The 24708-nt window shown below is 71.6% G+C and carries 27 protein-coding genes and 1 riboswitch; of the genes, 20 read left to right on the top strand and 7 right to left on the bottom strand.

Annotation, left to right across the window (positions count from 1 at the left end; all coding sequences use genetic code 11):
- Window positions 1-6: 6 nt before the first annotated feature.
- Complete coding sequence (locus tag SRB17_RS37625) at window positions 7-666, top strand: trimeric intracellular cation channel family protein (RefSeq protein WP_323377058.1); 660 nt, start codon at window positions 7-9, stop codon at window positions 664-666.
- On the opposite strand, the gene SRB17_RS37620 is transcribed toward SRB17_RS37625, so the two are convergent.
- Complete coding sequence (locus tag SRB17_RS37620; RefSeq protein WP_153545444.1) at window positions 575-1903, bottom strand: alpha/beta hydrolase; 1329 nt, start codon at window positions 1901-1903, stop codon at window positions 575-577. The genes SRB17_RS37625 and SRB17_RS37620 overlap by 92 nt on opposite strands.
- Window positions 1904-2056: 153 nt before the next feature.
- On the opposite strand from SRB17_RS37620, the gene SRB17_RS37615 reads away from it, so the two are divergent.
- Window positions 2057-2920, top strand: a complete 864-nt coding sequence (locus tag SRB17_RS37615; RefSeq protein WP_153545442.1) for a thioesterase family protein — start codon at window positions 2057-2059, stop codon at window positions 2918-2920.
- A gap of 181 nt (window positions 2921-3101) precedes the next feature.
- Here the strand turns inward: SRB17_RS37615 and SRB17_RS37610 are convergent, their stop codons facing one another.
- A complete protein-coding gene (locus SRB17_RS37610) occupies window positions 3102-3701 on the bottom strand; it encodes a TIGR03086 family metal-binding protein (protein WP_153545440.1) in 600 nt (199 codons plus the stop codon).
- 156 nt (window positions 3702-3857) lie between these two features.
- On the opposite strand from SRB17_RS37610, the gene SRB17_RS37605 reads away from it, so the two are divergent.
- Window positions 3858-4823: a YafY family protein gene (locus SRB17_RS37605; RefSeq protein ID WP_323377056.1), complete on the top strand. Its 966-nt coding sequence runs from the start codon at window positions 3858-3860 to the stop codon at window positions 4821-4823.
- Window positions 4824-4930: 107 nt separating this feature from the next.
- On the top strand, window positions 4931-5296 hold the full coding sequence (locus tag SRB17_RS47760; RefSeq protein ID WP_153545436.1) for a hypothetical protein: 366 nt from the start codon (window positions 4931-4933) through the stop codon (window positions 5294-5296).
- Window positions 5297-5384: 88 nt separating this feature from the next.
- Here the strand turns inward: SRB17_RS47760 and SRB17_RS37595 are convergent, their stop codons facing one another.
- A complete protein-coding gene (locus SRB17_RS37595) occupies window positions 5385-6011 on the bottom strand; it encodes a TetR family transcriptional regulator (RefSeq protein ID WP_153545434.1) in 627 nt (208 codons plus the stop codon).
- A gap of 145 nt (window positions 6012-6156) precedes the next feature.
- On the opposite strand from SRB17_RS37595, the gene SRB17_RS45620 reads away from it, so the two are divergent.
- The 3 genes from SRB17_RS45620 to SRB17_RS37585 all read left to right on the top strand — a co-directional run bounded on the left by SRB17_RS45620 (window position 6157) and on the right by SRB17_RS37585 (window position 8399).
- Complete coding sequence (locus tag SRB17_RS45620; RefSeq protein ID WP_194294248.1) at window positions 6157-6324, top strand: hypothetical protein; 168 nt, start codon at window positions 6157-6159, stop codon at window positions 6322-6324.
- Window positions 6325-6356: 32 nt separating this feature from the next.
- Window positions 6357-6635: a DUF4190 domain-containing protein gene (locus SRB17_RS37590; RefSeq protein ID WP_153545432.1), complete on the top strand. Its 279-nt coding sequence runs from the start codon at window positions 6357-6359 to the stop codon at window positions 6633-6635.
- A 594-nt stretch (window positions 6636-7229) separates the two neighbouring features.
- Window positions 7230-8399: a cysteine desulfurase family protein gene (locus SRB17_RS37585; protein WP_153545430.1), complete on the top strand. Its 1170-nt coding sequence runs from the start codon at window positions 7230-7232 to the stop codon at window positions 8397-8399.
- Window positions 8400-8429: 30 nt separating this feature from the next.
- Window positions 8430-8644, bottom strand: a riboswitch (TPP riboswitch).
- Between the two features lie 47 nt (window positions 8645-8691).
- Here the strand turns inward: SRB17_RS37585 and SRB17_RS37580 are convergent.
- Window positions 8692-9345, bottom strand: coding sequence for an N-acetylmuramoyl-L-alanine amidase (locus tag SRB17_RS37580; protein ID WP_153545428.1), 654 nt, complete (start codon window positions 9343-9345; stop codon window positions 8692-8694).
- A 218-nt stretch (window positions 9346-9563) separates the two neighbouring features.
- On the opposite strand from SRB17_RS37580, the gene mnmA reads away from it, so the two are divergent.
- The gene (gene mnmA, locus SRB17_RS37575; RefSeq protein WP_153545426.1) at window positions 9564-10688 is read left to right on the top strand and encodes a tRNA 2-thiouridine(34) synthase MnmA; all 1125 of its coding nucleotides are present in this window, start codon (window positions 9564-9566) and stop codon (window positions 10686-10688) included.
- 65 nt (window positions 10689-10753) lie between these two features.
- Here mnmA and SRB17_RS37570 read toward each other — a convergent pair whose 3' ends face one another.
- Both SRB17_RS37570 and SRB17_RS37565 read right to left on the bottom strand, forming a co-directional pair.
- Window positions 10754-11545, bottom strand: a complete 792-nt coding sequence (locus SRB17_RS37570) for an alpha/beta fold hydrolase (RefSeq protein ID WP_153545424.1) — start codon at window positions 11543-11545, stop codon at window positions 10754-10756.
- A 37-nt stretch (window positions 11546-11582) separates the two neighbouring features.
- Window positions 11583-11906: a DUF427 domain-containing protein gene (locus SRB17_RS37565; protein WP_153545422.1), complete on the bottom strand. Its 324-nt coding sequence runs from the start codon at window positions 11904-11906 to the stop codon at window positions 11583-11585.
- 65 nt (window positions 11907-11971) lie between these two features.
- Here SRB17_RS37565 and SRB17_RS37560 point away from each other — a divergent pair, with 65 nt between their 5' ends.
- From SRB17_RS37560 to SRB17_RS37535, 6 genes are all read left to right on the top strand, one after another.
- The gene (locus SRB17_RS37560; RefSeq protein WP_153545420.1) at window positions 11972-12511 is read left to right on the top strand and encodes a TIGR00730 family Rossman fold protein; all 540 of its coding nucleotides are present in this window, start codon (window positions 11972-11974) and stop codon (window positions 12509-12511) included.
- Window positions 12512-12518: 7 nt separating this feature from the next.
- Complete coding sequence (locus tag SRB17_RS37555) at window positions 12519-13217, top strand: SDR family oxidoreductase (protein WP_153545418.1); 699 nt, start codon at window positions 12519-12521, stop codon at window positions 13215-13217.
- A 115-nt stretch (window positions 13218-13332) separates the two neighbouring features.
- Window positions 13333-13578, top strand: coding sequence for a hypothetical protein (locus SRB17_RS37550; protein ID WP_153545416.1), 246 nt, complete (start codon window positions 13333-13335; stop codon window positions 13576-13578).
- Window positions 13575-14582, top strand: coding sequence for a methionine synthase (locus tag SRB17_RS37545; RefSeq protein WP_323377053.1), 1008 nt, complete (start codon window positions 13575-13577; stop codon window positions 14580-14582). The genes SRB17_RS37550 and SRB17_RS37545 overlap by 4 nt, the downstream gene beginning before the upstream one ends.
- A 15-nt stretch (window positions 14583-14597) precedes the next feature.
- Complete coding sequence (ligA, locus tag SRB17_RS37540; protein ID WP_323377051.1) at window positions 14598-16790, top strand: NAD-dependent DNA ligase LigA; 2193 nt, start codon at window positions 14598-14600, stop codon at window positions 16788-16790.
- Window positions 16791-17053: 263 nt separating this feature from the next.
- On the top strand, window positions 17054-19294 hold the full coding sequence (locus SRB17_RS37535) for a putative bifunctional diguanylate cyclase/phosphodiesterase (protein WP_153545414.1): 2241 nt from the start codon (window positions 17054-17056) through the stop codon (window positions 19292-19294).
- An 11-nt stretch (window positions 19295-19305) separates the two neighbouring features.
- Here SRB17_RS37535 and SRB17_RS37530 read toward each other — a convergent pair whose 3' ends face one another.
- Window positions 19306-19884: a TetR/AcrR family transcriptional regulator gene (locus SRB17_RS37530; RefSeq protein ID WP_153545412.1), complete on the bottom strand. Its 579-nt coding sequence runs from the start codon at window positions 19882-19884 to the stop codon at window positions 19306-19308.
- A gap of 87 nt (window positions 19885-19971) precedes the next feature.
- Between SRB17_RS37530 and SRB17_RS37525 the strand changes: the two genes are divergently transcribed.
- The 6 genes from SRB17_RS37525 (at window position 19972) to gatB (ending at window position 24705) form a co-directional block, all read left to right on the top strand.
- Window positions 19972-20343 (top strand): DUF4267 domain-containing protein, encoded by a 372-nt coding sequence (locus tag SRB17_RS37525; protein WP_153545410.1) that lies wholly within the window; start codon window positions 19972-19974, stop codon window positions 20341-20343.
- A gap of 27 nt (window positions 20344-20370) precedes the next feature.
- Window positions 20371-20865, top strand: a complete 495-nt coding sequence (locus tag SRB17_RS37520) for a cupin domain-containing protein (RefSeq protein ID WP_153545408.1) — start codon at window positions 20371-20373, stop codon at window positions 20863-20865.
- A 268-nt stretch (window positions 20866-21133) separates the two neighbouring features.
- On the top strand, window positions 21134-21430 hold the full coding sequence (gene gatC / locus SRB17_RS37515; RefSeq protein ID WP_004925108.1) for an Asp-tRNA(Asn)/Glu-tRNA(Gln) amidotransferase subunit GatC: 297 nt from the start codon (window positions 21134-21136) through the stop codon (window positions 21428-21430).
- A gap of 5 nt (window positions 21431-21435) precedes the next feature.
- Window positions 21436-22935, top strand: a complete 1500-nt coding sequence (gatA, locus tag SRB17_RS37510) for an Asp-tRNA(Asn)/Glu-tRNA(Gln) amidotransferase subunit GatA (RefSeq protein ID WP_153545406.1) — start codon at window positions 21436-21438, stop codon at window positions 22933-22935.
- Window positions 22932-23174 (top strand): hypothetical protein, encoded by a 243-nt coding sequence (locus SRB17_RS37505; protein ID WP_323377045.1) that lies wholly within the window; start codon window positions 22932-22934, stop codon window positions 23172-23174. Before gatA ends, SRB17_RS37505 begins: the two co-directional genes overlap by 4 nt.
- 16 nt (window positions 23175-23190) lie before the next feature.
- Window positions 23191-24705 carry an Asp-tRNA(Asn)/Glu-tRNA(Gln) amidotransferase subunit GatB gene (gene gatB / locus SRB17_RS37500; protein ID WP_323377043.1) on the top strand — a complete coding sequence of 505 codons (1515 nt, stop codon included), beginning with the start codon at window positions 23191-23193 and terminating at the stop codon, window positions 24703-24705.
- Window positions 24706-24708 lie beyond the last annotated feature (3 nt).

Below are 24708 nucleotides of genomic sequence, written 5' to 3'. Positions count from 1 at the left end.
GTAGGGGTGCAGCTCCAGCAACTCTTCAGTCCCTCCGTCCAGCACACGCTCGATGTCATCGGCATCTTCGTGTTCGCGATCTCCGGTGCGCTGCTGGCCGTCCGGAAGAACTTCGACGTCTTCGGCATCGCCGTCCTCGCCGAGGTGACCGCGCTGGGCGGAGGGCTGTTCCGCGACCTGGTCATCGGAGCCGTGCCCCCGGCCGCCTTCACCGACCTCGGGTACTTCCTCACCCCGCTGCTCGCCGCGCTGGTCGTCTTCTTCCTGCACCCGCACGTGGAGCGCATCCAGACGGGGGTGCTGGTCTTCGACGCGGCCGGCCTCGGCCTGTTCTGCGTCAGCGGTACGACGAAGGCGTACAGCTACGGCCTCAACCTGACCGCGTCGGCGACCCTGGGCCTCGCCACGGCCGTCGGCGGCGGTGTGCTGCGGGACGTGCTGGCCAACGAGGTGCCCTCACTGCTGCGCTGGGACCGCGATCTGTACGCGGTCCCAGCGATCGTCGGCGCCACGATGGTGGTGCTGTGCATCCGCTATGACGCCCTGACCCCCCTCACCAGTGGGCTCGCGGCCGTCACCGCTTTTGTGCTGCGCCTGCTCGCGATGCGGTTCCACTGGCGAGCTCCGCGCGCGTGGAACCGCCGGTCGACGGTGACTGAGGAGTAGTGCCGGTGATTTTGGTGCTGCCGGTTCCGGTGGCCCCGGCAGCGCTGGCTCCGGCGGCGGTGCCGGTAAGAGAACCGGTGGATCCGGTAAGAGACCGGTCCCGGCCCCTGGCGTGGTTCTGGCCCATCTGGAGGGTCAGCCAGCGGAACACCGTGTCGACCTGCGGCCGCCACAGCGCCATGTTGTGGCCGCCCGCGCTGCGCGGCAGGAACACCACGTGCACGGTCGTGGGCGCCTTGGCGATGGCCTCGAGGGCCACGCCCGCCTGATAGCCGTCGCCGGTCTCACCGGAGATGTAGAGCGCGATCCGGGGCGGCACCGCGGCCTTCTTCAGCAGCAGGTAGGGGTTGTTCTCGGCACGCAGGACCGGGGTCTGCGCGGCGAGGGAGTTGCGCTCGCCGATCGGGTCGTTGTAGCCGGACAGGCTCACGGCCGCCCGGTAGCGGTCCGGGTGGGCCACGGCCAGCTTGACCGCGCAGTGCGCGCCCGCCGAGTAGCCGGCGACGGCCCAGCCCTGCGGCGCCGGCTGGGCCCGGAAGTTGTCCATGACCATCTTCGGCACGTCGATGCTGAGCCAGGTGTCGGCGTTGACCTGTCCCGGGATGTTGGCGCAGCCGGTGTCCACGCCGGCCAGCAGGTTGGTGCGCGGGGCCACCAGGATGAAGGGCGCCACCTGCCCGCTCCTCATCAGCGGCAGCAGCTGCTCATGGGCCTTCATCGACCCGAACCACGCCTTCGCCGAACCGGGGTAGCCCGGCAGCAGCTCCACCACCGGGAACTTCTTGTTGCGGTAGGCCGGCTCGTCGTACTGCGGAGGCAGCCAGACGTAGACCTCGGCGTTCACCCCGGAGACCCGGCCCTTGAGCTGGGTGACCTTCACTCCGCCGGCCGCGTGCATGCCGGGACCGTCGGCCGCCGTGAAGGTCTGCTTGACCTTGGGCAACCGTTTCACCGCTATTCCGCCGGTGCCGTCGCTGCCCAGGTCCTGGGCCTGCTGGACGTGGTTGCCGGTGCCGAGCAGGTCGGCCCAGTTGTCGTACAGGTTGTTCTGGTTGTTCACCAGCACGAAGATCAGTGTGACGGCGGTGCCCTGCGCGAACAGCAGCATCAGCAGGCGGGCCGTGGTGCGCAGGGGCTTGGGCCCGCGCACCCGCGACCACAGGACGAGCGGCAGTATCAGTGCGACCACGGCCAGCACGATGGTCGTGTAGAGGAACGGAGTCCCGGTGAGGCTCATGCCCCCATAGAGGGGAAACCGGGGCCCGAGGTTGTGGACGTGTCCGGACACTTACTTAGAAATTGCCGGAACCTCACCCGTGAGGGGGATCCGGACCGGGTCGCCCAAAGTAGAAAGCTACCGCTTAGTAGTTTCTTGTTGTACCGTTCATCCATGCCAGAAGCAGCTTCCGCACCCTCCCCGTCGCGGGCCGTGATCGGCGACAGCGAGTTCGACCGCGACACCGCGGTCACCCGGCGCAAGCCCGGCGTCTACGACATCGACCTCTCCGCCGGCTGGACCATCATCAACGCCGTCAACGGCGGCTATCTGCTGGCCGTGCTGGGCCGGGCCCTCGGGGACACCCTTCCGCACCCGGACCCCTTCACCATCTCCGCGCACTACCTCACCGCCTCCCGCCCCGGCCCGGCGGTCGTCCGCACCCAGACCGTGCGCACCGGCCGCACCCTCTCCACCGGCCAGGCGTCGCTCTACCAGTACGACGACCAGGGCGACGAGGTCGAACGCATCCGCGTCCTCGCCTCCTACGGCGACCTCACCACCCTCCCCGACGACGTCCGTACGACGGCGACGCCGCCGCCCATCCCGTCCCTGGACCAGTGCTTCGGCCCCGAGGACGGACCTGCCCCGGTCGAGGGCAGCTCGGCCATCGCCGACCGCCTGATGCTCAAGCTGGACCCGGCGACCCTCGGCTGGGCCCTCGGCGCCCCCTCCGGCAGGGGTGAGATGCGCGCCTGGTTCGGCCTGGCCGACGGCCGCGATCCCGACCCCCTGTCTCTGCTGCTGGCCGTGGACGCCCTGCCGCCCACGGCCTTCGAACTCGGCCTCAAGGGCTGGGTCCCGACCGTCGAACTCACCGTCCACGTCCGCCGCCGCCCGGCCCCCGGCCCGCTGCGGGTCTCCATCACCACCCGCAACCTGGCCGGCGGCTTCCTCGAGGAGGACGCCGAGGTCTGGGACACCGAGAACCACCTGGTCGCCCAGTCCCGCCAGCTGGCGCGGGTGAGGCTGGGCTGACGGGACGTCCGGCGGGTGATCGGTTTCTCCGGCCGCAGGCTACGCGCATGCGGATGCGGCCGCTGCAACTCCCCAGGGGCGCGGGGCAGTATCGATATGCGGCTCCGCCGCGTGGGCGCGACCAGCCACAACGGACCAGCACCCGGAAGGCGGCCGCAAGGCCGGCGGCGCGATCCCGCGCTCACGCCCGGCTGAGCGGCGCCCGGCCCAGCCAAGCCGCCAGCTCCGTGTAGACGTCGGCCCCATCGGGGGCCTCGCGGCGGGCGTCGAAGGGCGTCTCGGCGTCCCGCGGCCGGGAGTCCGGCAGGACCTTGCGGGCGGTGGCCAGGGCGAACCCGGCCGGTTCCGGGTCGAGCGGGAACGGGTGGCCCACCGCCTCGGCGAGGTCCCAGGTGTGGGTCACGATCTCCATGACATAGCCGGAGAGCGCCGCGTGGCCCGGTACCTCGCCCCACGGCACCCGCACCGGGGACGTCATCCGCTCGTCGCTCTCCCACGCCTTCAGGACGCGGATACGCACCTCGTCGTAGGCCGCCGCCCAGCCGTCGTCCGCGACCCCGTCGGCGGTCGGCTCCACCGCCGTCCCATCGCCGCCCTCCCCGACCACCGCGATCCGCCGGCTGCCGCCGACGATGTGGCTCAGCAGGGCCCGTACGTCGAACTCGGAACAGGGGGTAGGAGCGGTGAGGTGTTCGGGGCGCACGGTCTTGATGAGGGCCGCCGCCTGCTCGGTGGCGCGGGCGTAGACGGGGCGCGGGTCGGTGAAACCGGTGGTGGTCATGGTGTGCCTCTCTCGTGTCTCCGTGAGCCGGGAGGACGTCTGCGTCGGTCGGCAGGACCGGCGTCTGCGTCGGTCGGTGGAACGAGGATCGCGGGATAACCTGACACCTCCCGTCAACATTTGCGAGAGGCTCGCCGAGGGCGGGACTCTGGGCGCGTGAAGTCCGACCGGCTGCTGTCGATCCTGCTGCTCCTGCAGACCCGGGGCCGTGTCCCCGCCCACGAGCTCGCCGACCGGCTGGAGGTATCGGTCCGCACCATCTACCGGGACATCGAGGCGCTGTCGGCCTCCGGCGTCCCGGTGTACGCCGAGCGCGGCCGGCACGGCGGCATCGAGCTCCTCGCCGGCTTCCGTACCGACGTCACCGGGCTGACCGCCGACGAGTCCCGCGCCCTGTTCATCCTGGCCACCCAGGGCGCCCACGCCGCGCTCGGCCTCGACGCGGCCCTCGGCTCGGCCCTGCGCAAGGTGATGGCCGCGCTCCCGGCGCCGTACCGGCCCGCCGCCGAGGTGACCAGCCGCCGCATCCTGGTGGACGCCACCCGCTGGAAGAGCGGCCCCCAGCAGGCCGTCGATCTGGAGGTGCTGCAGGACGCGGTCTTCGCCGACCGGCGCCTCAGGCTGCGCTACCGGCACAGCGGGGAGCGGGAGCCGCGGACGTACACCGTGGACCCGTACGGCCTGGTCGCCAAGGCCGGGGTCTGGTATCTGGTCGCCGACCGGCGCGGAGCGCCCCGGCTGTTCCGGGCCGACCGGATCCGCTCGGCCCGGCCGTTGGACGAGCCGGTACGGCGCCGTCCGGGGGTCGAACTCGCCGATGTCTGGGACGTGTTGCGCCGCCAGGTGGAGGACCGGCAGGGCGGGATCGAGGTCACCGTCCGGGTACGGCGCGAGCGGCTCGACATGTTCCAGCGGTTGTTCGCCGCGCAGCTGACGGACCCGCCCGACGACGACGGCGAGAGCGACCGGGTCACCGCCCGGCTGACCTTCCCGGTGCTGCGCGCGGTCCGCCAACTCCTGGCGTTCTCCGACCAGGTGGAGCTGCTGGACCCGCCCGAGGCCCGCGCGGAACTGCTGGCGGCGGCCCGCTCTGTCACGGCCTTGTACCAGGAGGGCAGCTGATCCCGGATCGACAGCCGAAGGACAGGGCGGGCCCAAGTGCCACCTAGGGAGCGTTGGTTGAGTGCGGCCCCGCAAGGACATTCTCATCCTCACCGGAGCTGACTCTCATGAAGCGTGCCCGTCTCGTCCCCGTCGTCGTCCTGCTGGCGCTGTCCCCGCTGCTGCTGAGCGCGTGCGGCTCGGGCGACTCGTCCTCCTCCGGCGGCAACTCCGGTCGGCGGCAGGCCTGTCAGGCACCGTCCGGCATGCCCACGGGCGGCGCCCGCCGCCGGCCGAGCGGGATGCCGTCCGGTGCGCCCTCGGGTGCGCCGTCGGGAGGGTCAATCGTGAAGCCGACCGGCACACCGAGCGGCGCGCCCGGTGGCACGGGCGGTTCCGGGGGTGGTCAGGGCGGTGGCTGCGGCGGTCCGGGTGGGGGAGAGGCCGGGGGACAGGTCGCGGGGCAGGCCGGCGGCCAGGCGCAGCAGGGCTGATCCAAGGCCAGGGCCAGGGTCAGGGGTCGTACGACGAAAGGGGGCGGCGCGCACCGGGCGTGGCGCGCTGCCCTGTGCCGGGGGCGGGTCAGTCCAGCCAGTGGCCGCGGCCGATGGAGATGAGCCGCAGTTGCCGGGTGGCGAGCTGGGTGACGCGCTCCCGCTCCTCCGCCGGGGCGTCCAGGGCCTCCAGGAACAGGGAGGCGGTGATCAGCATCTGGTCGACGTAGAGGTGCGCGAGCATCAGCAGGTCGTCGTCGGTCCAGCCCGCGGCCTCGGAGTCCTTGGCCAGCTCGGCCTTGACCTCCTCGGCGAACCGGACCAGTTGGGACCGGATGGCCTCCCGCACCGGCTGCACCCCGCCGTGCCGCTCCCGGGCGATGAACCGGACGTGTGCGGGGTAGTCGTCGACGTGCCGGGCGATCAACTCGATGGCGCGGCTGATGCGTTCCTCGCTGTCGCCCGCCGTGGACACCGTCGTGCGCACCATCGGGTGCAGGCTGCCCAGCGCCTCGTCGACCAGCGCCACGCCGAGGTCGGCGGTCGAGCGGAAGTGCCGGTAGAACGCGGTGGGGGCGACGCCGACGGCCCGGGTGACCTCGCGCAGACCCAGGCTGCTCAGGCTCTGCTCCTCCAGCAGCGCGAGCGCCGCGTCGAGGAACGCCTGCCGGGTCTTCTGTTTCTGCGCCTGCCGGATGCCGAGGGTGTGACTCATGTCATCCAGTTAACAACTGTTCTCTGGAATTGGGAAGCCGAGAAGCGCGCTAGAGTAGAAGTCAGTGAACAAGTGTTACTACAACTGTTCACCGAAACTTCACACCGGCCCGATACGAGGTATCCCGGAGGGGGGATCTGATCCCATGCTGTTCCTCGTCGCCGCACTCATGCTGCTCGGTGTCGTGCTGGGCACCGTGGCCCACGCACCGCTGACCGTCACCGCCGCCGTCGCCGCCGTCATCGCCGTCTGGCTCGGCGTCTTCGCGATCCGCGAGCGCCTCGGCCGCCGGCGCCGTACGCCGGCCAACTGACCGTCCGCCACGACTTCCAGGAGCTGAGCACCATGCAACTCACCGCACCGGTCACCAGTGGGAACGACGCCCGCCCGGCCGCGCGCGACGCCGACGGCATGGCCGTGGCGTCCTTCATCCTCGGCCTTCTCGGCCTGCTCGTCCTCAACATCTTCCTCGGCCCGATCGCCATCGCCCTGGCCGCCGTCGCCCTCTGGCGCGGCACCGCCCGCCGTGGCCGTGCCCTCCTGGGTCTGACCCTGGGCGTGGCCGACCTGGCCGTCCTGGCCATCGCGATGGAGGTCTCCCACACGCTGTCGTGGAGCCTGTGAGCCTGGGCGGCACCGCCTGAGGAAGCCGGCCCCGAGGACGACGGGGCACCCGGCCGCTCCCCACCGCTCCGCCACCCACGACATCCGGTCACCACCACCGCACAAGCTCCGGGGATCCGACTGGCCCCCGTCACACACGCCGCGGGGTACCCACCCCACCCACGCCATCGTGGGGGTACCGACCCGCGACCGTCGCCGTAGGGCCACCCGCCCTGTCCCCATCGCGGGCCCCGCCGCGGGAGCCCCGCCTCGCCGCCCCGCCGGAGTCGCCGTGGGGTGCCCAACCCGCCACCGCCGTGGTGCGCGCGACTCGGCCCCACCCCGCCCCCGCCGCGGGAGAACCCGACCCGCCGCCGTCATTGTCGGGGTACAAGCCCCGCCCCCGTTGCCGCCGCCGCCGTGTGACGCCCGACTCACCGCCCGGCCCAGCCCCCACCACCGGCCGACAGCTCAGGGCGCCCCGCCACCACGCCCAGGTGCAGCCCATGCAAGACGCCCCGGCCGAGGGCGACGCGCAGCGCACACAAGGCGCCCCGAGCAAGGGCGACCTGGCGGCCGAGGCCGACTGCAAAGTCGCCGTAGAATCAGCACACCATGGCTTACCTCGACCACGCCGCGACCACCCCCATGCTCCCGGAGGCGGCAGAGGCCCTGACCGCCCGGCTGAGCATCACGGGCAACGCCTCCTCCCTCCACGCATCCGGCCGGCAGGCCCGCCGTACGGTCGAGGAATCCCGCGAAACCCTCGCCGAAGCGCTCGGCGCCCGCCCCAGCGAGGTCGTCTTCACCTCGGGCGGCACCGAGGCCGACAACCTCGCCGTGAAGGGTCTGTACTGGTCCCGTCGTGCCGCCGACCCGGCCCGCACCCGCGTCCTGGCCAGCCCCGTCGAGCACCACGCCGTCCTCGACGCCGTCCACTGGCTCGGCGAGCGCGAGGGCGCGACGGTCGAGTACCTCCCCGTCGACTCCTACGGCCGCGTCCACCCCGACGCCCTGCGCGAGGCCATCGCCCGCAACCCCGACGACGTCGCCCTGGTCACCGTGATGTGGGCCAACAACGAGATCGGTACGATCCTGCCGGTCCGTGAACTCGCCGAGACCGCCGCCGAGTTCGGCATCCCGATGCACGCCGACGCGGTCCAGGCCGTCGGTCAGGTCCCGGTCGACTTCGCCGCCTCCGGACTCGCCGCGATGACCGTCTCGGGCCACAAGATCGGTGGCCCGTACGGCATCGGCGCGCTGCTGCTGGGCCGCGACCAGACCCCCGTACCCGTCCTGCACGGCGGCGGCCAGGAGCGGCATGTCCGCTCCGGAACCCTCGACGTCCCCGCCGTCGCCTCCTTCGCCGTCGCCGGCCGCCTCGCCACGGAGCGGCGGGAGTGGTTCGCCCGGGAGATCGGCGCCCTGCGCGACCAGTTGATCGCGGCCGTCCGCAGCGCCGTCCCGGACGCGATCCTCGGCGGTGACCCGGCATCCGAGGGCCGCCTGCCGGCCAACGCGCACTTCACCTTCCCCGGCTGCGAGGGTGACTCCCTGCTGCTACTGCTGGACGCGCAGGGCATCGAGTGCTCGACCGGTTCTGCCTGTACGGCGGGGGTCGCCCAGCCCAGCCACGTCCTGCTCGCCACCGGGACCGACCCGGACCTGGCCCGCGGCACCCTGCGCTTCTCCCTCGGACACACCTCGACCGAGGCGGACATCGAGGCGGTCGCCAAGGCGATCGGCCCGGCGGTGGAGCGCGCCCGGGCGGCCGGGCTCAGCTGAGGACACAAAGCTCAGCCGAGGACACGAAAGCGACCTACGAGGCGGGTTCCCTTCGCCGGTATTGTCCGGATCAGGTGCTGGGGGTCGCCTTCCGGTTCAGTCCAGTCCTTGCGACTGAGACCTTCGGGCCTCTCAGCCCGAGCGTCGATGTCGGCACCAGCGGAAACGGTGTTCCTCTCTTCCAAGGAGAACAGGTATCTCTCGCTGAAGTCGGCTACTCCGCTTGGGCTCCCTCACTCGTCTCGTAGGCCTGAGTCCAGGATAGAACCGCACATACCGGACAAAAAAGAGCCTAGGCCTTGATTTTTTTCAGGTATCGCTCCCAGTCCCAGTGCGGCCCCGGATCGGTGTGGTCCGTCCCCGGCACCTCCACGTGCCCGATGATGTGCTCACGGTCCACGGGTATGCCGTACCGGCGGCATATCGCCGCCGTCAGCCGGGCCGAGGACGCGTACATGGCGTCCGTGAAGGAGGAGGCGTCCGCCACGAAGCCCTCGTGCTCGATGCCGACACTGCGCTCGTTGTACTCCCGGTTGCCCGCGTGGAAGGCAACGTCCAGCTCCCGTATCAGCTGGGTGATCCGGCCGTCCCTGCGCACGATGTAGTGCGCCGCCGCGCCGTGCTCCGGGTCCTGGAAGACCTTCACCGCGCTCGCGTAGCCGCCCTGCGTGACATGGATGACGACCCGGTCGACCGCGTAGTCGTCGGGCCGGTCCGCCCGCCGGTAGTTCGCCGGGGAGGCCGGCACCCAGCGCGCGCCCCGGAAGTCCACGGCCCCGGCCACCCGGGGCTTCTCCACGCCGGGCAGCCGCCACCACAGGTGCGTCAGCTCCTCGCGGGCCAGCGCGGCCGTGCCGACGGCGGCTGCCGCACCACCGACGAGCAGGGCCCGCCGCCCCAGTCGCCGGTCCGTGTCGCCCACGGGCCGCCGGTCCGTGTCCGTCATCCCCGCCCCGTCGTCAGTCAACTCCGCCCCCGTCCGTTCCCGCCCCTGTCCGCCCCTGTCCGTTCCTGCCCCGTCCGCACTCCGCCGCCCCGCCCGCGGTCTGCCGCCCGGTCCGCGCCCTGCCACCCGGTCCGCCCGGTCCGCCTGTTCCGCCCCTCGTGATCGTCAACGGATATCCGGCGGCCCCGGTTCCCACGGCCCCGTACCCTGGAAGGGCTATGACTGAGACCCCGCAGCGCCCCCTCCGCGTCCTCGCCGCCATGTCCGGTGGAGTCGACTCCGCCGTCGCCGCCGCGCGTGCCGCGGAAGCCGGCCACGACGTCACCGGCGTCCACCTCGCGCTCTCCGCGAACCCGCAGTCGTTCCGGACGGGCGCGCGGGGCTGTTGCACCATCGAGGACTCGCGTGACGCCCGCCGCGCGGCCGACGTGATCGGGATCCCCTTCTACGTCTGGGACCTCGCCGACCGCTTCCGTGAGGACGTGGTCGAGGACTTCATCGCCGAGTACGAGGCCGGCCGCACCCCCAACCCGTGCCTGCGCTGCAACGAGAAGATCAAGTTCGCCGCGCTGCTCGACAAGGCGCTGGCCCTCGGCTTCGACGCGGTCTGCACCGGCCACTACGCCAAGGTGATCGTGAACCCGGACAGCACCCGCGAGCTGCACCGCGCCTCCGACATGGCGAAGGACCAGTCGTACGTCCTCGGTGTCCTGGACGAGAAGCAGCTCGCCCACGCGATGTTCCCGCTCGGCGACACGGTCACCACCAAGGAGGAGATCCGCGCCGAGGCCGAGCGCCGCGGTCTCGCGGTCGCCAAGAAGCCCGACTCGCACGACATCTGCTTCATCGCCGACGGCGACACCCAGGGCTTCCTCGCGAAGCGGCTCGGCAAGGCCGAGGGCGACATCGTCGACGAGACCGGCGCCAGGCTGGGCACGCACGAGGGCGCCTACGGCTTCACCATCGGTCAGCGCAAGGGCCTCAGGATCGGCACCCCGGCCCCCGACGGCAAGCCCCGCTACGTCCTGGACATCTCCCCGGTCACCAACACGGTCACCGTCGGCCCCGCCGACGCCCTGGACGTCACCGCCCTCACCGCGATCAAGCCCCGCTGGTGCGGCACCGCACCCACCGGCCCCGGCACCTACACCGCCCAGCTGCGTGCCCACGGCGGCGAGACCGAGGTCACCGCGGAACTCGTCGACGGCGCGCTGCGCGTGCGCTTCACCGAGCCGGTCCGCGGCGTCGCCCCCGGCCAGGCGATCGTGCTCTACGACGGCACGCGCGTGGTCGGTTCGGCGACGATCGCGTCGACCACGCGCGCGACGGCCGCGGCGGTGTAGCCCCGCGACCCGGCGGGGTCCGAAAGACCAGATCCGAAAGAGCGGTCCTGGCCGGAAGAGCGGCCCTAGCCGGCCCGGCCCGCGAAGAACTCCGCCAGCACCGGCCCCAGGACGTCCGGCTCCACCATGTGCGTCTGGCCCGCCAACTCGCGGTACGCGCTGTCGGGCACCGCCCTGGAGACCTCCCTGGACGCCTTGCGCATCCACTCCGGGCTCGCGCCGCCCGCTACCGCCAGCACGGGTACGGTGATCGCGGCGAGCCGGTCCCGGGGGAGCAGCCCGTCGCCCATGACCGTGTCGTCGTGGGCGAGGCTCGGCGCGACGGCCTCCATGCCGGCCCACATGGGCGACTGGCGGGCGCGCTGGATCATCTCCTCGGCCAGACCCGTCAGCCGCAGGAACAGCTCCACGGCGTCCCCGTGCCGGCCCTCCGAGAGCGCCTTGTTCAGCTGTTCCTTGTACGTGGCCTCCTGCTCGGCGCCGCCCTCCAGAAAGTCCGCGTACGGCACCTCGTACACGGCGGCCCTGCCGACCGGCAGCCCGCTCGCCACCGCCTCGAGCACCAGCGCGCCGCCCGAGGAGACCCCGAACAGCGCCGCCTCGCCTCCCACGGCGTCGATCAGCGCGGCCAGGTCCTCGACCTCGCGCTCGACCGCGTACGGCTTCGTGTCCCCGCTGCCGCCGCGGCCCCGGCGGTCGTAGACGACGGCCCTGCAGCGGTCCGCGAGTCGCTGCGCCAGGGGCGCCACGGTGCCACCGGTGGACATCGCGCCGCTCACCAGGATCACCGTCGGTCCCTGACCGGTCACTTGGTACGCGAGGGCCGTTCCGTCCCGCGAAGTCGTCTTCTTGTCCATGTCGGTGCAGACTGCCGTACCGGCAGGGACTCATCGCTCACGACACGTCGACGTCGTAGAAGCAGAAGTGATCCTTGATCTCCGCCACCCCCGGCTTCGGCGCCGGGTACGCCCACACCAGGTCCGGCGCGTCCGGCAGCGACCAGTAGGACGCCGTGCCCTTGAAGGGGCACACGGTGTGCGTCTCGGAGGGGGTCAGCAGATCGAGGCGTACGTCCTCGGCGGGGATGTAGTACCGCACGGGGGAGCCCGTCTCGCGCAGCACCAGCGGTCGGTCGGTCTCCGCGAGCACCTGGTCGCCGTGCACCACGCGCACGTGCTGCTCGCTCTTGTCGATGGTGATCGTGTGTCCTTCAGCCATACCAGAAGAGCACCGGCGGGCCCGTGCTTCTTCCCGCATACGGTGAGGGCCGTACGGTGGGGGCCATGAACATCTGTGTCTTCCTGTCCGCCGCCGATCTCGACGAGCGTTACACACGCCCCGCGCGCGAGTTCGCCGAACTCCTCGGCAAGGCCGGTCACACCCTGGTGTGGGGCGGTTCCAACGTCGGTCTGATGAAGGTCGTCGCGGACGGGGTGCACGAGGCCGGCGGCAGGCTGCTGGGCGTGTCCGTGGAGTTCCTCGCCACCAAGGCGCGGCCCGGCGCCGACGAGATGGTCATCGCCGCCGACCTCGCCGAACGCAAGAGACTGCTGCTGGAGAAGGCCGACGCCGTGGTGATCATGGTGGGCGGCACCGGCACGCTGGACGAGGCCACCGAGATCCTCGAGCTGAAGAAGCACGGCCGCACCGACAAGCCGGTCGTCCTGCTGAACACCGCGGGCTTCTACGACGGCCTCAAGCAGCAGTTCCGCCGCATGGACGACGAGGGTTTCCTGCCCCGTCCGCTGTCCGAGCTGGTGTTCTTCGCCGAGGAGCCGGTCGGCGCGCTGGCGTACCTGGAGGAGTCGCTCGGCATCCGCTGATGCGAGCATGACGGTCATGGCTACTCATGTGATCACCGGGGCCGGGTCCGGCATCGGCGCGGCCGTCGCCCGCCGGCTGCACGCGCGCGGGGCGGAACTCGTCCTGCACGCGCGTGACGCGGGCCGCGCGAAGGAACTGGCGGCGGAGTTCCCCGGCGCCCGCACCCTGGTAGGCGACCTGGCCGACCCCGACCGGCTCTCCTGGGCCTTCTCGCACCAGAGTCTCCCGGACCGGGTGGACTCCCTCCTCCACATCGCCGGTGTCGTCGACCTGGGTGAGGTCGGCGACCTGACCCCCAAGTCCTGGCACCACCAGCTCAACGTCAACCTGATCGCCCCCGCCGAGCTGACCCGGCACTTCCTGCCCCAGCTGCGTGCGGCCCGCGGCCATGTGATCTTCGTCAACTCCGGTGCCGGCCTCAGCGCCCACGCCGGCTGGGCCGCGTACGCCGCCTCCAAGCACGGCCTGAAGGCCCTCGCCGACTCCCTGCGCCACGAGGAGCACGCCAACGGCGTCCGCGTCACCTCGGTCTACCCCGGCCGCACGGCCAGCCCCATGCAGGCCAAGGTCCACCAGCAGGAGGGCAAGGAGTACGACGCCGCGCGGTGGATCGACCCCGAGTCGGTCGCCACGACGATCCTGATGGCCCTGGACCTGCCCGGGGACGCGGAGGTCAACGACCTGACGGTGCGCCCGGGGCGGTGAATGCGGCAAGCGGTGCCGAGATCCGGGACCGGCCGGCGGAGGCCCGGTCGAGGACCGAGGGCGCGTCGATCCTGGGCAGCCTGGATCTTGGCACTCCGCCGGCCGGCGGCCGATCGTGGGCGAGATCTTCGATCCGCCGGACCTGGCGGAACTGCGTGCGCTGACCACCACGGGCGAGTTCACCGGCGACATCCGCCGCTGCCCCGGCAGCCCCACGGTGGCGCTGCTGGACTCCGACGGCGACTTCTCCCAGGAGATGTCGTGGCCGCCGTGGAGGCTGCCCGTGGCGATCGGGGTCCAGGGGCGATCGGGGTCCAGAGGGCGGAGCCCCCTGGGTGTTCGGCATACCCTGCCGAGGTGAGTGAGAACAGCGAGATCAGGTTCGCCCCAGCCACGGGAGTGGGGTCCATGCCGGGCGGCGACGCACGGGAGGCCGCCAAGACCGTCACCGGCAGCTTCGAGGACTTCCCCTTCCTGCCGGAGCTGCCCGCCCGCGGCCCCGGCGCCGACATGATCGGCCGTACCGCCGGGATGCTCGTCGAGCTGTACGCGCGCGTGGAGCCCAGCGGCTGGCGCCTCGGTGACCGGCCGGGCCGGGACACCAAGCGGGCGCGGTCCTGGCTCGGGGAGGACCTGGACGCGCTGGAGGAGTTCACCCAGGGGCACGAGGGTGACCTGAAGGTGCAGGCGGTGGGCCCGTGGACGCTCGCCGCCGCGCTGGAGCTGAAGAACGGCGAGGCCGCCCTCTCCGACCTCGGCGCCTGCCGTGACCTCGCCGCCTCCCTCGCCGAGGGCCTGCGACTGCACCTGGCCGAGGTTCAGCGACGCGTCCCCGGCGCCCGGCTCGTACTCCAGCTCGACGAGCCCTCCCTCACCGCCGTCCTGCGCGGACAGGTCCGTACCGCCAGCGGCTACCGCACGCACCGGGCCGTGGACCGGCAGATCGTGGAGGCCACCCTGCGGGACGTCATCGGCGCGCACGGCGGCGGGCCCGTGGTCGTCCACTCCTGCGCACCCGACGTGCCGTTCGCCCTGCTGCGGCGGGCGGGCGCGGCCGGCGTCTCCTTCGACTTCTCGCTGCTCACCGAACGTGACGACGACGCGATCGGCGAGGCCGTCGAGGGCGGCACCCGGCTGTTCACCGGTGTCGTCCCGGGCACGGACGGCCCATTGTCAGACCCTGCCGGTAGCGTCATGGGTGTCAGGACGCTGTGGCGCAGGCTGGGGCTGCGTCCAGGGCTGCTCGCGGAGGCGGTCACGGTCACCCCGGCGTGCGGTCTGGCGGGGGCGTCCCCCGCCTACGCACGCCAGGCGCTCGCCCACTGCGTCCGGGCGGCGAGATCCCTCGCGGACAACCCAGAGTAACGGGAGGACAACACGGTGGCCGGCGACAAGCAGCAGGCGGAGACGGCAGTGCCCGCCGAGGCACGTGACAAGCACGCGCAGCTCGCTGAGCAGATCGAGGAGCACCGCTTCCGTTACTACGTGAAGGACGCTCCCGTCATCAGCGACGCCGAGTTCGACAGGCTCCTGAAGTCCCTGGAGGCCATGGAGGAGCAGTATCCGGAGCTGCGCACCCCGGACTCGCCGACCCAGAAGGTCGCGGGGTCGTACGCGACGGAGTTCACCGCGGTCGAGCACCGCCAGCGGATGCTGTCGCTGGACAACACCTTCAACGACGAGGAGCTGGCCGCCTGGGCCGAGCGCATCGCGCGCGAACTCGGCGACCAGGACTACCACTTCCTGTGCGAGCTCAAGGTGGACGGCCTCGCGGTCAACCTCACCTACGAGAAGGGCCGGCTCACCCGCGCGGCCACGCGCGGCGACGGCCGCACCGGCGAGGACATCACCCAGAACGTCCGCACGATCACGGATATCCCGGACCGCCTCAAGGGCGACAAGGTGCCCGACCTGGTGGAGATCCGCGGCGAGGTCTACTTCCCGATGGAGAAGTTCCTCGAACTGAACGAACGCCTGGTCGCCGCCGGAGACAAGCCGTTCGCCAACCCACGCAACGCCGCCGCCGGTTCGCTGCGCCAGAAGGACCCGCGGGTCACCGCCACCCGCCCGCTGCACATGGTCGTCCACGGCATCGGCGCCCTGGAGGGCTTCACGGGCCTGACCCGCCTCTCCCAGGCCTACGACCTGCTGAAGACCTGGGGCCTGCCCACCTCCCCGCACAACCGCGTGGTCGACGACCTCGACGGCGTACGCGCGTTCATCGCCCACTACGGTGAGAACCGCCACTCCGTGGAGCACGAGATCGACGGTGTCGTCGTCAAACTGGACGAGATCCGTCTGCAGGGCCGCCTCGGCTCCACCGCGCGTGCGCCGCGCTGGGCGATCGCCTACAAGTACGCGCCGGAAGAGGTCAACACCAAGCTCGTCGACATCAAGGTGGGCGTCGGCCGCACCGGCCGGGTCACGCCGTACGCCCAGGTCGAGCCGGTCACGGTCGCGGGCAGCGAGGTCGAGTTCGCCACCCTGCACAACCAGGAGGTCGTCAAGGCCAAGGGCGTCCTCATCGGGGACACGGTCGTCCTGCGCAAGGCCGGTGACGTCATCCCGGAGATCCTCGGCCCGGTGGTCGACCTCAGGGACGGCAGCGAGCGGGAGTTCGTGATGCCCGGCGAGTGCCCCGAGTGCGGCACCCCGCTCCGGCCCATGAAGGAGGGCGACATCGACCTCCGCTGCCCCAACGCCCGTGCCTGCCCGGCCCAGTTGCGCGAGCGGGTCTCCTATCTCGCGGGCCGTGAGTGCCTGGACATCGAGCACTTCGGCGCGGTGGCCGCCGCCGCGCTCACCCGTCCGCTGGAGCCGGCCGACCCGCCGCTGGTGGACGAGGGCGACCTGTTCGACCTGACGGTGGAGAGGCTGCTGCCCATCAAGGCCTACGTCCTCGACCCCGACAGCGGTCTGCCCAAGCGGGACCCCAAGACGGGCGAGGAGAAGGTCGTCACGGTCTTCGCCAACCAGAAGGGCGAGCCGAAGAAGAACACCCTCGCCCTGCTGGAGAACATCGAGGCCGCCAAGTCCCGCCCGCTCGCCCGCTTCCTGAACGGCCTGTCCATCCGGCATGTCGGACCGGTCGCCGCGCAGGCTCTCGCCCGCGAGTTCCGCTCCGTCGACCGCATCGAACAGGCCACCGAGGAAGAGCTCGCCACCACCGACGGCGTCGGCCCGATCATCGCCGCCGCGCTCAAGGAGTGGTTCGCCGAGGACTGGCACCGCGAGATCGTCCGCAAGTGGAAGGCCGCCGGAGTCCCGCTGGAGGACGCCTCGACCGGCGAGGACGAGGGCCCGCGCCCGCTGGAGGGGCTCACGGTCGTCGTCACCGGCACGCTGGAGAACTTCACCCGCGACGGCGCCAAGGAGGCCCTGCAGAGCCGGGGCGCCAAGGTGACCGGATCGGTGTCGAAGAAGACCTCGTTCGTCGTCGTGGGTGACAACCCGGGATCGAAGTACGACAAGGCCATGCAATTGAAGGTTCCGGTCCTGAACGAGGACGGTTTCGGCGTCCTCTTGGAGCGGGGTCCCGAAGCGGCGGCCGAAGTCGCGCTTCCGGCCGAGTAGGAGCGGTTGAAGGCCACCCGATCGGCGCATATCAGTTGCATACGGGTGGCCCGGGCGCTTTCGGGCAACCGTCGACGACCGGTGCCCGTGGAAGCCTTCCGCGGCCTACTGTTGAGATGTGCACCTGCCGTGCCCAGCTGCGGTTGGGGGCATCCCCGTGCGCTCCCGGCGTGCGAGGAAGGTTTCTTCAACGCGGAGCTGCTGATGGCTGTCGGACATCGGGCCGCGTGGCGTGGGCACCGCCGGCTGTGAGAGGGACGGGAATGGAACCGACCGAGAGCGTCGCCCCCGACTCACGGCTGCGCCTGCGCCGGCGCGCGGGTACCTGGCGGGCGCCCCGATGGACGGGGCGGGCGCACGGGCGCACGGGCGGTCGCGTCCGCGCGGCCGGACCGGGCGCCGCCAACGACGCCCACCCGCCCATACCCGTGGCCATCGCGCCCGCCCCCGACCCGACCGGCGCCGACCCCGAACGGCACCTGTCCTGGCCCACCCTGCCCGCGGCCGTCGTGGCCGCCGCCGCGTTCGTCCTCGGTGCCGGCTTCTACCGCGCCTTCTCCGGCCACCACGCCCTCTTCCCGAGCGGCGCCGTCGGCTGGGCGCTGGCCCTGCTCACCGGTGTCATCGTCGGCCACCTCGTGATGTTGGGCCGCGCCCGCTGGTGGCGCGGAACCGGCTCCGGCGCCGCGCTCACCCTCGCCGTGCTGCTGCTCTACGGCTGGGTGCCGGCCGGCATGGTCAGCCTCACCGTCGTCGTCCTGGTCGGCATCGCCCGGCGCCACCACTGGCGGCAGGGCGTGCTGCACGGTGCGGTGGACATCCTCGGCATCGGCGCCGGGGCGCTGCTGCTCGGCGCGTTCGGCCGCGTCCCGAGCGTCGAGACGCCCTGGCGCCCCGACAGCTGGAGCTTCGCCACCGCACCCGAGGTGGTCCTCGCCGCCGGCGCCTACCTCGCGGTCAGCCGCGGCCTGCAGTGGTACCTGTTCGTCCCGCGCGGCGGCGGAGTGCCCACCGTGGCCCGCACCGCCGTGGTGAGACACGGCCTGGTCGCCGTGGCGCTGCTCGGCATCGCACCCCTGCTGTGCGTCGTCGCCGAGGCCCAGCCGGTGCTGCTCCCGCTGTTCGCCATCCCGCTCATCGCCCTGGACTCCACTCTGTGGATGGCACGCGCGCGTGCCGAGGAGCAGCTGCGCGACCCGCTGACCGGGCTGCCCAACCGGCAGTGGCTGCTGGAGCGAATCTGGACGGCCCTCGACGACGCCGAACGCATCGGCGCCCGTTCCGCCCTCATGCTGATCGACCTCGACCGTTTCCGTTCGGTGAACGACACCCTCGGCCATCTCGCCGGTGACCGGCTGCTGCTCCAGATAGCAGACCGGCTGCGGCTCGCCCTGCCGCGCGGAGCGGAGGCCGCGCGGCTCGGCGGCGACGAGTTCGCCGTGTTACTGCCCGTCGCCGACTCCACGACCTCGGCCACCCGCATCGCCCGCGGCCTCGTCGCCGCGCTGGGCTCCCCGCTGGACCTCGACGGGCTCACCCTCGTCCTGGAGGCCAGCGCCGGCGTCGCCGTCTTCCCCGACCACGCCCTGGACGCCGAAGGGCTGCTGCGGCGGGCCGATGTGGCGATGTACCAGGCGAAAAGGGACCGTACGGGCGTCGAGGTGTACGAGTCCAAGCGGGACTCCAACACCCCGGACCGGCTCGGTCTGCTGGGCGATCTGCGCCGGGCGCTGGACGCGCGCGAGGTGCAGCTGCACTACCAGCCCAAGGTCCGCTTCGACGGTCAGGTCGCCGGCCTGGAGGCGCTGGTGCGCTGGGTGCACCCCGAGCGCGGGAAGGTCCCGCCGGACGAGTTCATAGCGATCGCCGAGTCCTCCGGGCTGATGCCCCTTCTGACGGAGTACGTCCTGGAGACCGCGCTCGGGCAGGTCGCCAAGTGGCGGGCGCAGGGGCTGCGGGTCCCGGTCGCCGTCAACGTCTCCCCGCGCGACGTCCACACGCCCGGCTTCGCGGGCTCGGTCGCCGCGCGGCTGGCCCGGCACGGGGTCCCCCCGGGGGCCTTGCAGCTGGAGATCACCGAGCATGTGCTGCTGGAGGATCCGCAGCGGGCCGCGGACACGCTGGCGGCGCTGACCGGGCACGGCGTGAAGATGTCCCTGGACGACTTCGGCACCGGGTACTCGTCGCTGGTGCATCTGCGGCGGCTGCCGGTGAGCGAGCTGAAGATCGACCGGTCGTTCGTGGCGCGGCTGGCCGTGGACGCCGAGGACGCGGAGATCGTGCGGTGCACGGTGGATCTCGCGCACTCGCTGGGGTTGCTCGTCGTCGCCGAGGGGGTGGAGGACGACGAGACGTGGGAGCGGTTGCGGGATCTGGGGTGTGATGCCGTGCAGGGGTGGCTGGTCGCTGCCGCCATGCCTCCGGAGGAGACCACTGCCTGGCTGCGGGCCCGTGGGTCCCGTGGGTGGCAGAGGCCGCGTGCGGCTCTGCCGGCCGCCGAGTAGTTTCAGCGCGCTCAGGCTCCTGCGAAGTGGCCGATCAGCAGTGCCAGGCGTCGCTCGTGAGCGTGCTCCGGCAACCGCCCGCTCCTCGTCAACGTCACCAACCCGTGCAACCCCGCCCAGAATGTCTCCGTCAGCAAGCCCGGGTCCTCGCCCTCGGCCGTGATCGGCTCGACCACGACCAGCAGCTCGCCGAAGGCCTCCCGCAGCCGGGCCGGGGCCTGTTCCGTCGCGAAGGGCAGGTCCACCAGGTGGGTGAACATCGCGTCGTAGAGGGCGGGCCGGCGCCGCGCGAAGGACGTGTACGTCTCCGCCACCGCCATCAGCGCCGCCCGCGTGCCCGGCGCCGCCGTCCGCGCCTGCCGTAGCTCCGTCGCCAGGTCGGTGCAGCCCTGCACCGCGACCGCGGCCATGATCGCGTCCTTGCCCTTGAAGTGGCTGTAGAGGACCGGCTGGCTGTACTCGATCTCGGCGGCCAGCCGGCGTGTGGTCACCGCGTCCCAGCCCTCCGCCTCGGCCAGTTCGCGCGCGGCCGTCACGATCAGCCGCTCACGCTCCGCTCGTTCGCGCTCCCGGCGCTTCTGGATCGCCATGGTCAAATTCTAGCAGTGCTAGCCAAACTGTCGACGCTCTGCTAGCTTGGCTCTCGCCGATAGCGTTGCTAGAAAACCGGAGGGGTCATGACCGTCACCGCGTACACCCTGGCTGTCCTGCTCGACCTGTTCTGTGTGTTCCTCGGCTACCGGTTCTGGTTCCAGCCGGGCCCGGCCGCGGCCGGCTACGGCGTCCCGGCCGACCCTCGCGGTGACGCCGGCGCCTACCTGTCGATCAAGGGCCTCAGGGACGGCACCTTCGGGCTGCTGGGCCTGGTCCTGCTGGCCGCCGCCGGTGCCCGGGCCGAGGCGTGGTTCATGGTCTGCGTGGCGCTCGTCCCGCTCGTGGACACCGTGATAGTCCTGCGCCACGGCGGCACGAAAGCCGTCGCGTTCGGGATCCACCTCGCCACCGCGATCGTTGTACTGATCAGCGCCGGTCTTCTCTTCGCGGTCTGACCGGCATCCGACAGGGGGAGACCAGCCATGTCACTGTTCGTACCGAAGTTCGAAGAGTCCGTGCTCGTCCGCGAGGCCGAGGCCGAAGTCGTCGGGCGCGCCCCCACCACCGTCCGTCTGCTGGCCGACAGCAGCGCGACCGGCGGCGCCCTGTCCACCCAGCGCGTCACCCTGCAGGCGGGCGCCGACGGCGCCAAGCCGCACTGGCACGACAACTCCGCCGAGATGTTCTTCCTGCTCGACGGCGCCGCCGAGATCCTCTCCGGCGAGGACGTCGTCACCGCCGAGCGCGGCGACCTCGTCATCGTCCCGCCTGGACGGCCGCACGCCTTCGCCGCCGTGCCGGGAGCCGACGCCGACCTGCTCATCGTGATCACACCCGGCGTGGAGCGCTTCGAGTACTTCCGCCACCTCCAGCGCATCCGCCTGGGCGAGGCCACCCCGGAGAGCATCCTCGAGGTCCAGGATCTGTACGACAACCACTTCCTGAAGAGCGCGGCCTGGGAGGGCCGGCACCGGTGAGCGGCGGGGCGCGGGAAACCGTTTCACGGCCACCCGCCCCCGCCCCATAGGATTGGGGCTAGTCGTCCCATTCCCGTCTGTCGCGCGACGCCTGGCACGCACGCTCGCCGCGTTGCCGAATCGTCCACGTGGCTCCGCCACGAGGACGCTCCGGCGCCTTGCGATCGCACGCACCAGACGCCGCGCGACCCGCCCTTCGGGCGAACGACGGGAATGAGACGACCAGCCCCCGCCCAAACCACACACACTCACCCCAGAGGAACGCTGCATGCCTGGCATCACGCGCGAGGAGGTCGCCCACCTCGCCCGGCTGGCGCGTCTGGAGCTGAAGCCCGAAGAGCTCGATCACTTCGCGGGACAGCTGGACGACATCATCGGCGCGGTCGCCCGCGTCAGCGAGGTCGCCGACCAAGACGTACCGCCGACCTCGCACCCGCTCCCGCTGACGAACGTCATGCGCCCGGACGAGGTCCGTCCCTCGCTCACCCCCGAGCAGGCGCTCTCCGGCGCCCCGGCCCAGGAGCAGCAGCGTTTCAAGGTGCCGCAGATCCTGGGGGAGGAGTGACCGTCATGACGGACAGCAACATCATCAAGCTCACCGCCGCGCAGATCGCCGAGAAGATCGCCGCCGGCGAGCTCACGGCCGTCGAGGTCACCGAGGCCCACCTCGCCCGGATCGAGGCCGTCGACGAGAAGGTGCACGCCTTCCTGCACATCGACCGCGAGGGCGCCCTCGCGCAGGCCCGTGCCGTGGACGAGAAGCGGGCGCGAGGGGAGAAGCTCGGCCCCCTCGCCGGCGTGCCGCTCGCGCTCAAGGACATCTTCACCACCGAGGGCGTGCCCACGACCGTCGGTTCGAAGATCCTTGAGGGGTGGATCCCGCCGTACGACGCGACCCTGACCAAGAGGCTCAAGGCCGCCGACGTCGTCATCCTCGGCAAGACCAACATGGACGAGTTCGCCATGGGGTCCAGCACCGAGAACAGCGCGTACGGACCGACCGGCAACCCCTGGGACCTCACCAAGATCCCCGGCGGCTCCGGCGGCGGTTCCTCCGCGGCGCTCGCCTCCTTCCAGGCCCCGCTCGCCATCGGCACCGACACCGGCGGCTCCATCCGTCAGCCGGCCGCCGTCACCGGCACGGTCGGCGTGAAGCCGACGTACGGCGCGGTGTCCCGTTACGGCATGGTGGCGTTCTCCTCCTCCCTCGACCAGGGCGGCCCCTGTGCCCGTACGGTCCTGGACGCGGCGCTGCTGCACGAGGTCATCGCCGGGCACGACCCGATGGACTCCACCTCCATCGACGCCCCGGTCCCGCCGGTCGTCGAGGCCGCCCGCAACGGCAGCGTGCAGGGCATGCGGGTCGGCGTGGTCAAGCAGTTCCGCGGCGAGGGCTACCAGGCCGGTGTCATCCAGCGCTTCGACGAGTCGGTCGAGCTGCTGAAGGAGCTGGGCGCGGAGATCGTCGAGCTGGACTGCCCGTCCTTCGACCTCGCGCTGTCGGCGTACTACCTGATCGCGCCGTCCGAGTGCTCCTCCAACCTCGCCCGCTTCGACGGCCTGCGCTACGGCCTGCGGACCGGCGACGACGGCAGCCACTCGGCCGAGGAGGTCACCTCCTTCACCCGCGAGGCCGGCTTCGGCCCCGAGGTGAAGCGCCGCATCATGCTGGGCACGTACGCCCTGTCGAGCGGCTACTACGACGCGTACTACGGCTCCGCGCAGAAGGTCCGCACGCTCATCACGCGCGACTTCGAGAAGGCCTTCGAGCAGGTGGACGTCATCGTCTCGCCGACGACGCCCACCACCGCCTTCGCGATCGGCGAGCGAGCCGACGACCCGATGGCGATGTACCTCGCGGACCTGTGCACCATCCCGACCAACCTGGCGGGCAACGCGGCCATGTCCCTGCCCTGCGGCCTCGCCCCGGAGGACAACCTCCCGGTGGGCCTGCAGATCATCGCCCCCGCGATGCAGGACGACCGCCTGTACAAGGTCGGCGCCGCCGTCGAGGCCGCCTTCGTGGAACAGTGGGGTCACCCGCTGCTGGAGGAGGCTCCGTCGCTGTGAGCAAGGCACTGTCCAAGGCCAAGGGCTTCAAGAAGTCCAAGTCCGGTACGTACCTGTCCATGGCCACCACCGCGTTCGGCGCGGTCGGTGTCGCCAAGCAGATCAAGAAGGCCCGCGCCGAGCACGACACGCTGCGGCTGATCGACGCCACGGTCTCCGCCGTGGCCATCGTGACCGGCCTCGCGATCCTCTACCGCGAGCTGAAGCGGCTGGGCGACGACGACGTCCTGCTGGGCTGAGAGGGAAGTTTTCACCGTGACCACCACGACCGACCTGGTGTCGTACGAGGACGCTCTGGCGTCGTACGACCCCGTCATGGGCCTCGAGGTCCATGTCGAACTCGGCACCAAGACCAAGATGTTCTGCGGCTGTTCGACGGCGCTCGGCGCCGACCCGAACACCCAGACCTGCCCCGTCTGCCTCGGCCTGCCCGGCGCGCTCCCGGTCATGAACAAGACCGGCGTCGAGTCCGCGATCAGGATCGGTCTCGCGCTGAACTGCGAGATCGCCGAGTGGTGCCGCTTCGCCCGGAAGAACTACTTCTATCCGGACATGCCGAAGAACTTCCAGACCTCCCAGTACGACGAGCCGATCGCCTTCAACGGCTACCTCGACGTGCAGCTGGAGGACGGCGAGACCTTCCGCGTGGAGATCGAGCGCGCCCACATGGAGGAGGACACCGGCAAGTCCACCCACGTGGGCGGCGCGACCGGCCGCATCCACGGCGCGCAGCACTCGCTGCTCGACTACAACCGCGCCGGCATCCCGCTGATCGAGATCGTCACCAAGCCGATCGTCGGCGCCGGCGAGCGTGCTCCCGAGGTCGCGAAGGCGTACGTCCGTGAGCTGCGCGAGGTCATCCGTGCCCTCGGCGTGTCCGAGGCCCGCATGGAGATGGGCCAGATGCGCTGCGACGTGAACCTGTCGCTGATGCCCAAGGGCGCGGACAAGTTCGGTACCCGCAGCGAGACCAAGAACGTCAACTCGCTGCGTTCGGTGGAGCGCGCGGTCCGCTTCGAGGTCATGCGGCACGCCGCCGTGCTGAACGACGGCGGCAAGGTCGTCCAGGAGACCCGCCACTTCCACGAGGACACCGGCAGCACCACCTCCGGTCGTACGAAGGAGGAGGCCGAGGACTACCGGTACTTCCCGGAGCCCGACCTCGTGCCCGTCGCGCCCTCGCGCGAGTGGGTCGAGGAGATCCGCGCGGCCCTGCCCGAGCTGCCGCTGGTCCGCCGTACCCGGCTGCTCGCCGAGTGGGGCATCTCGGCCACCGACATGCAGGCGATCGTCAACGCCGGCGCGCTGGACCCGATCGTGGCCACGATCGACGTCGGCGCCGACGCGGCCTCCGCCCGCAAGTGGTGGATGGGCGAACTGGCGCGCAGCGCCAACGAGTCCGGCAAGGCGCTGGACGAGCTGGCGATCACGCCCGCGCAGGTGGCCCGGGTCACCGAGCTGGTCGCGAAGGGCGACCTGAACGACAAGCTGGCCCGTCAGGTCATCGAGGGCGTCCTCGCGGGCGAGGGCACCCCGGACGAGGTCGTCGACAAGCGCGGTCTGAAGGTCGTCTCCGACGAGGGCGCGCTGACCGCCGCCGTCGACGAGGCCATCGCCGGCAACCCGGGCGTCGCGGACAAGATCCGCGGCGGCAAGGTGGCCGCCGCCGGCGCCCTGGTCGGCGCGGTCATGAAGGCGACCCGGGGTCAGGCCGACGCGGCCCGCGTCAAGCAGCTGATCCTGGAGAAGCTGGGCGTCGGCGAGGGCTGAGCG

This window comes from Streptomyces sp. RB17, from assembly GCF_009604455.1.
Classification (GTDB): domain Bacteria; phylum Actinomycetota; class Actinomycetes; order Streptomycetales; family Streptomycetaceae; genus Streptomyces.
The sequence above is the reverse complement of the archived record's forward strand: the minus strand, read 5'-3'. Positions and strand labels throughout refer to the sequence as shown.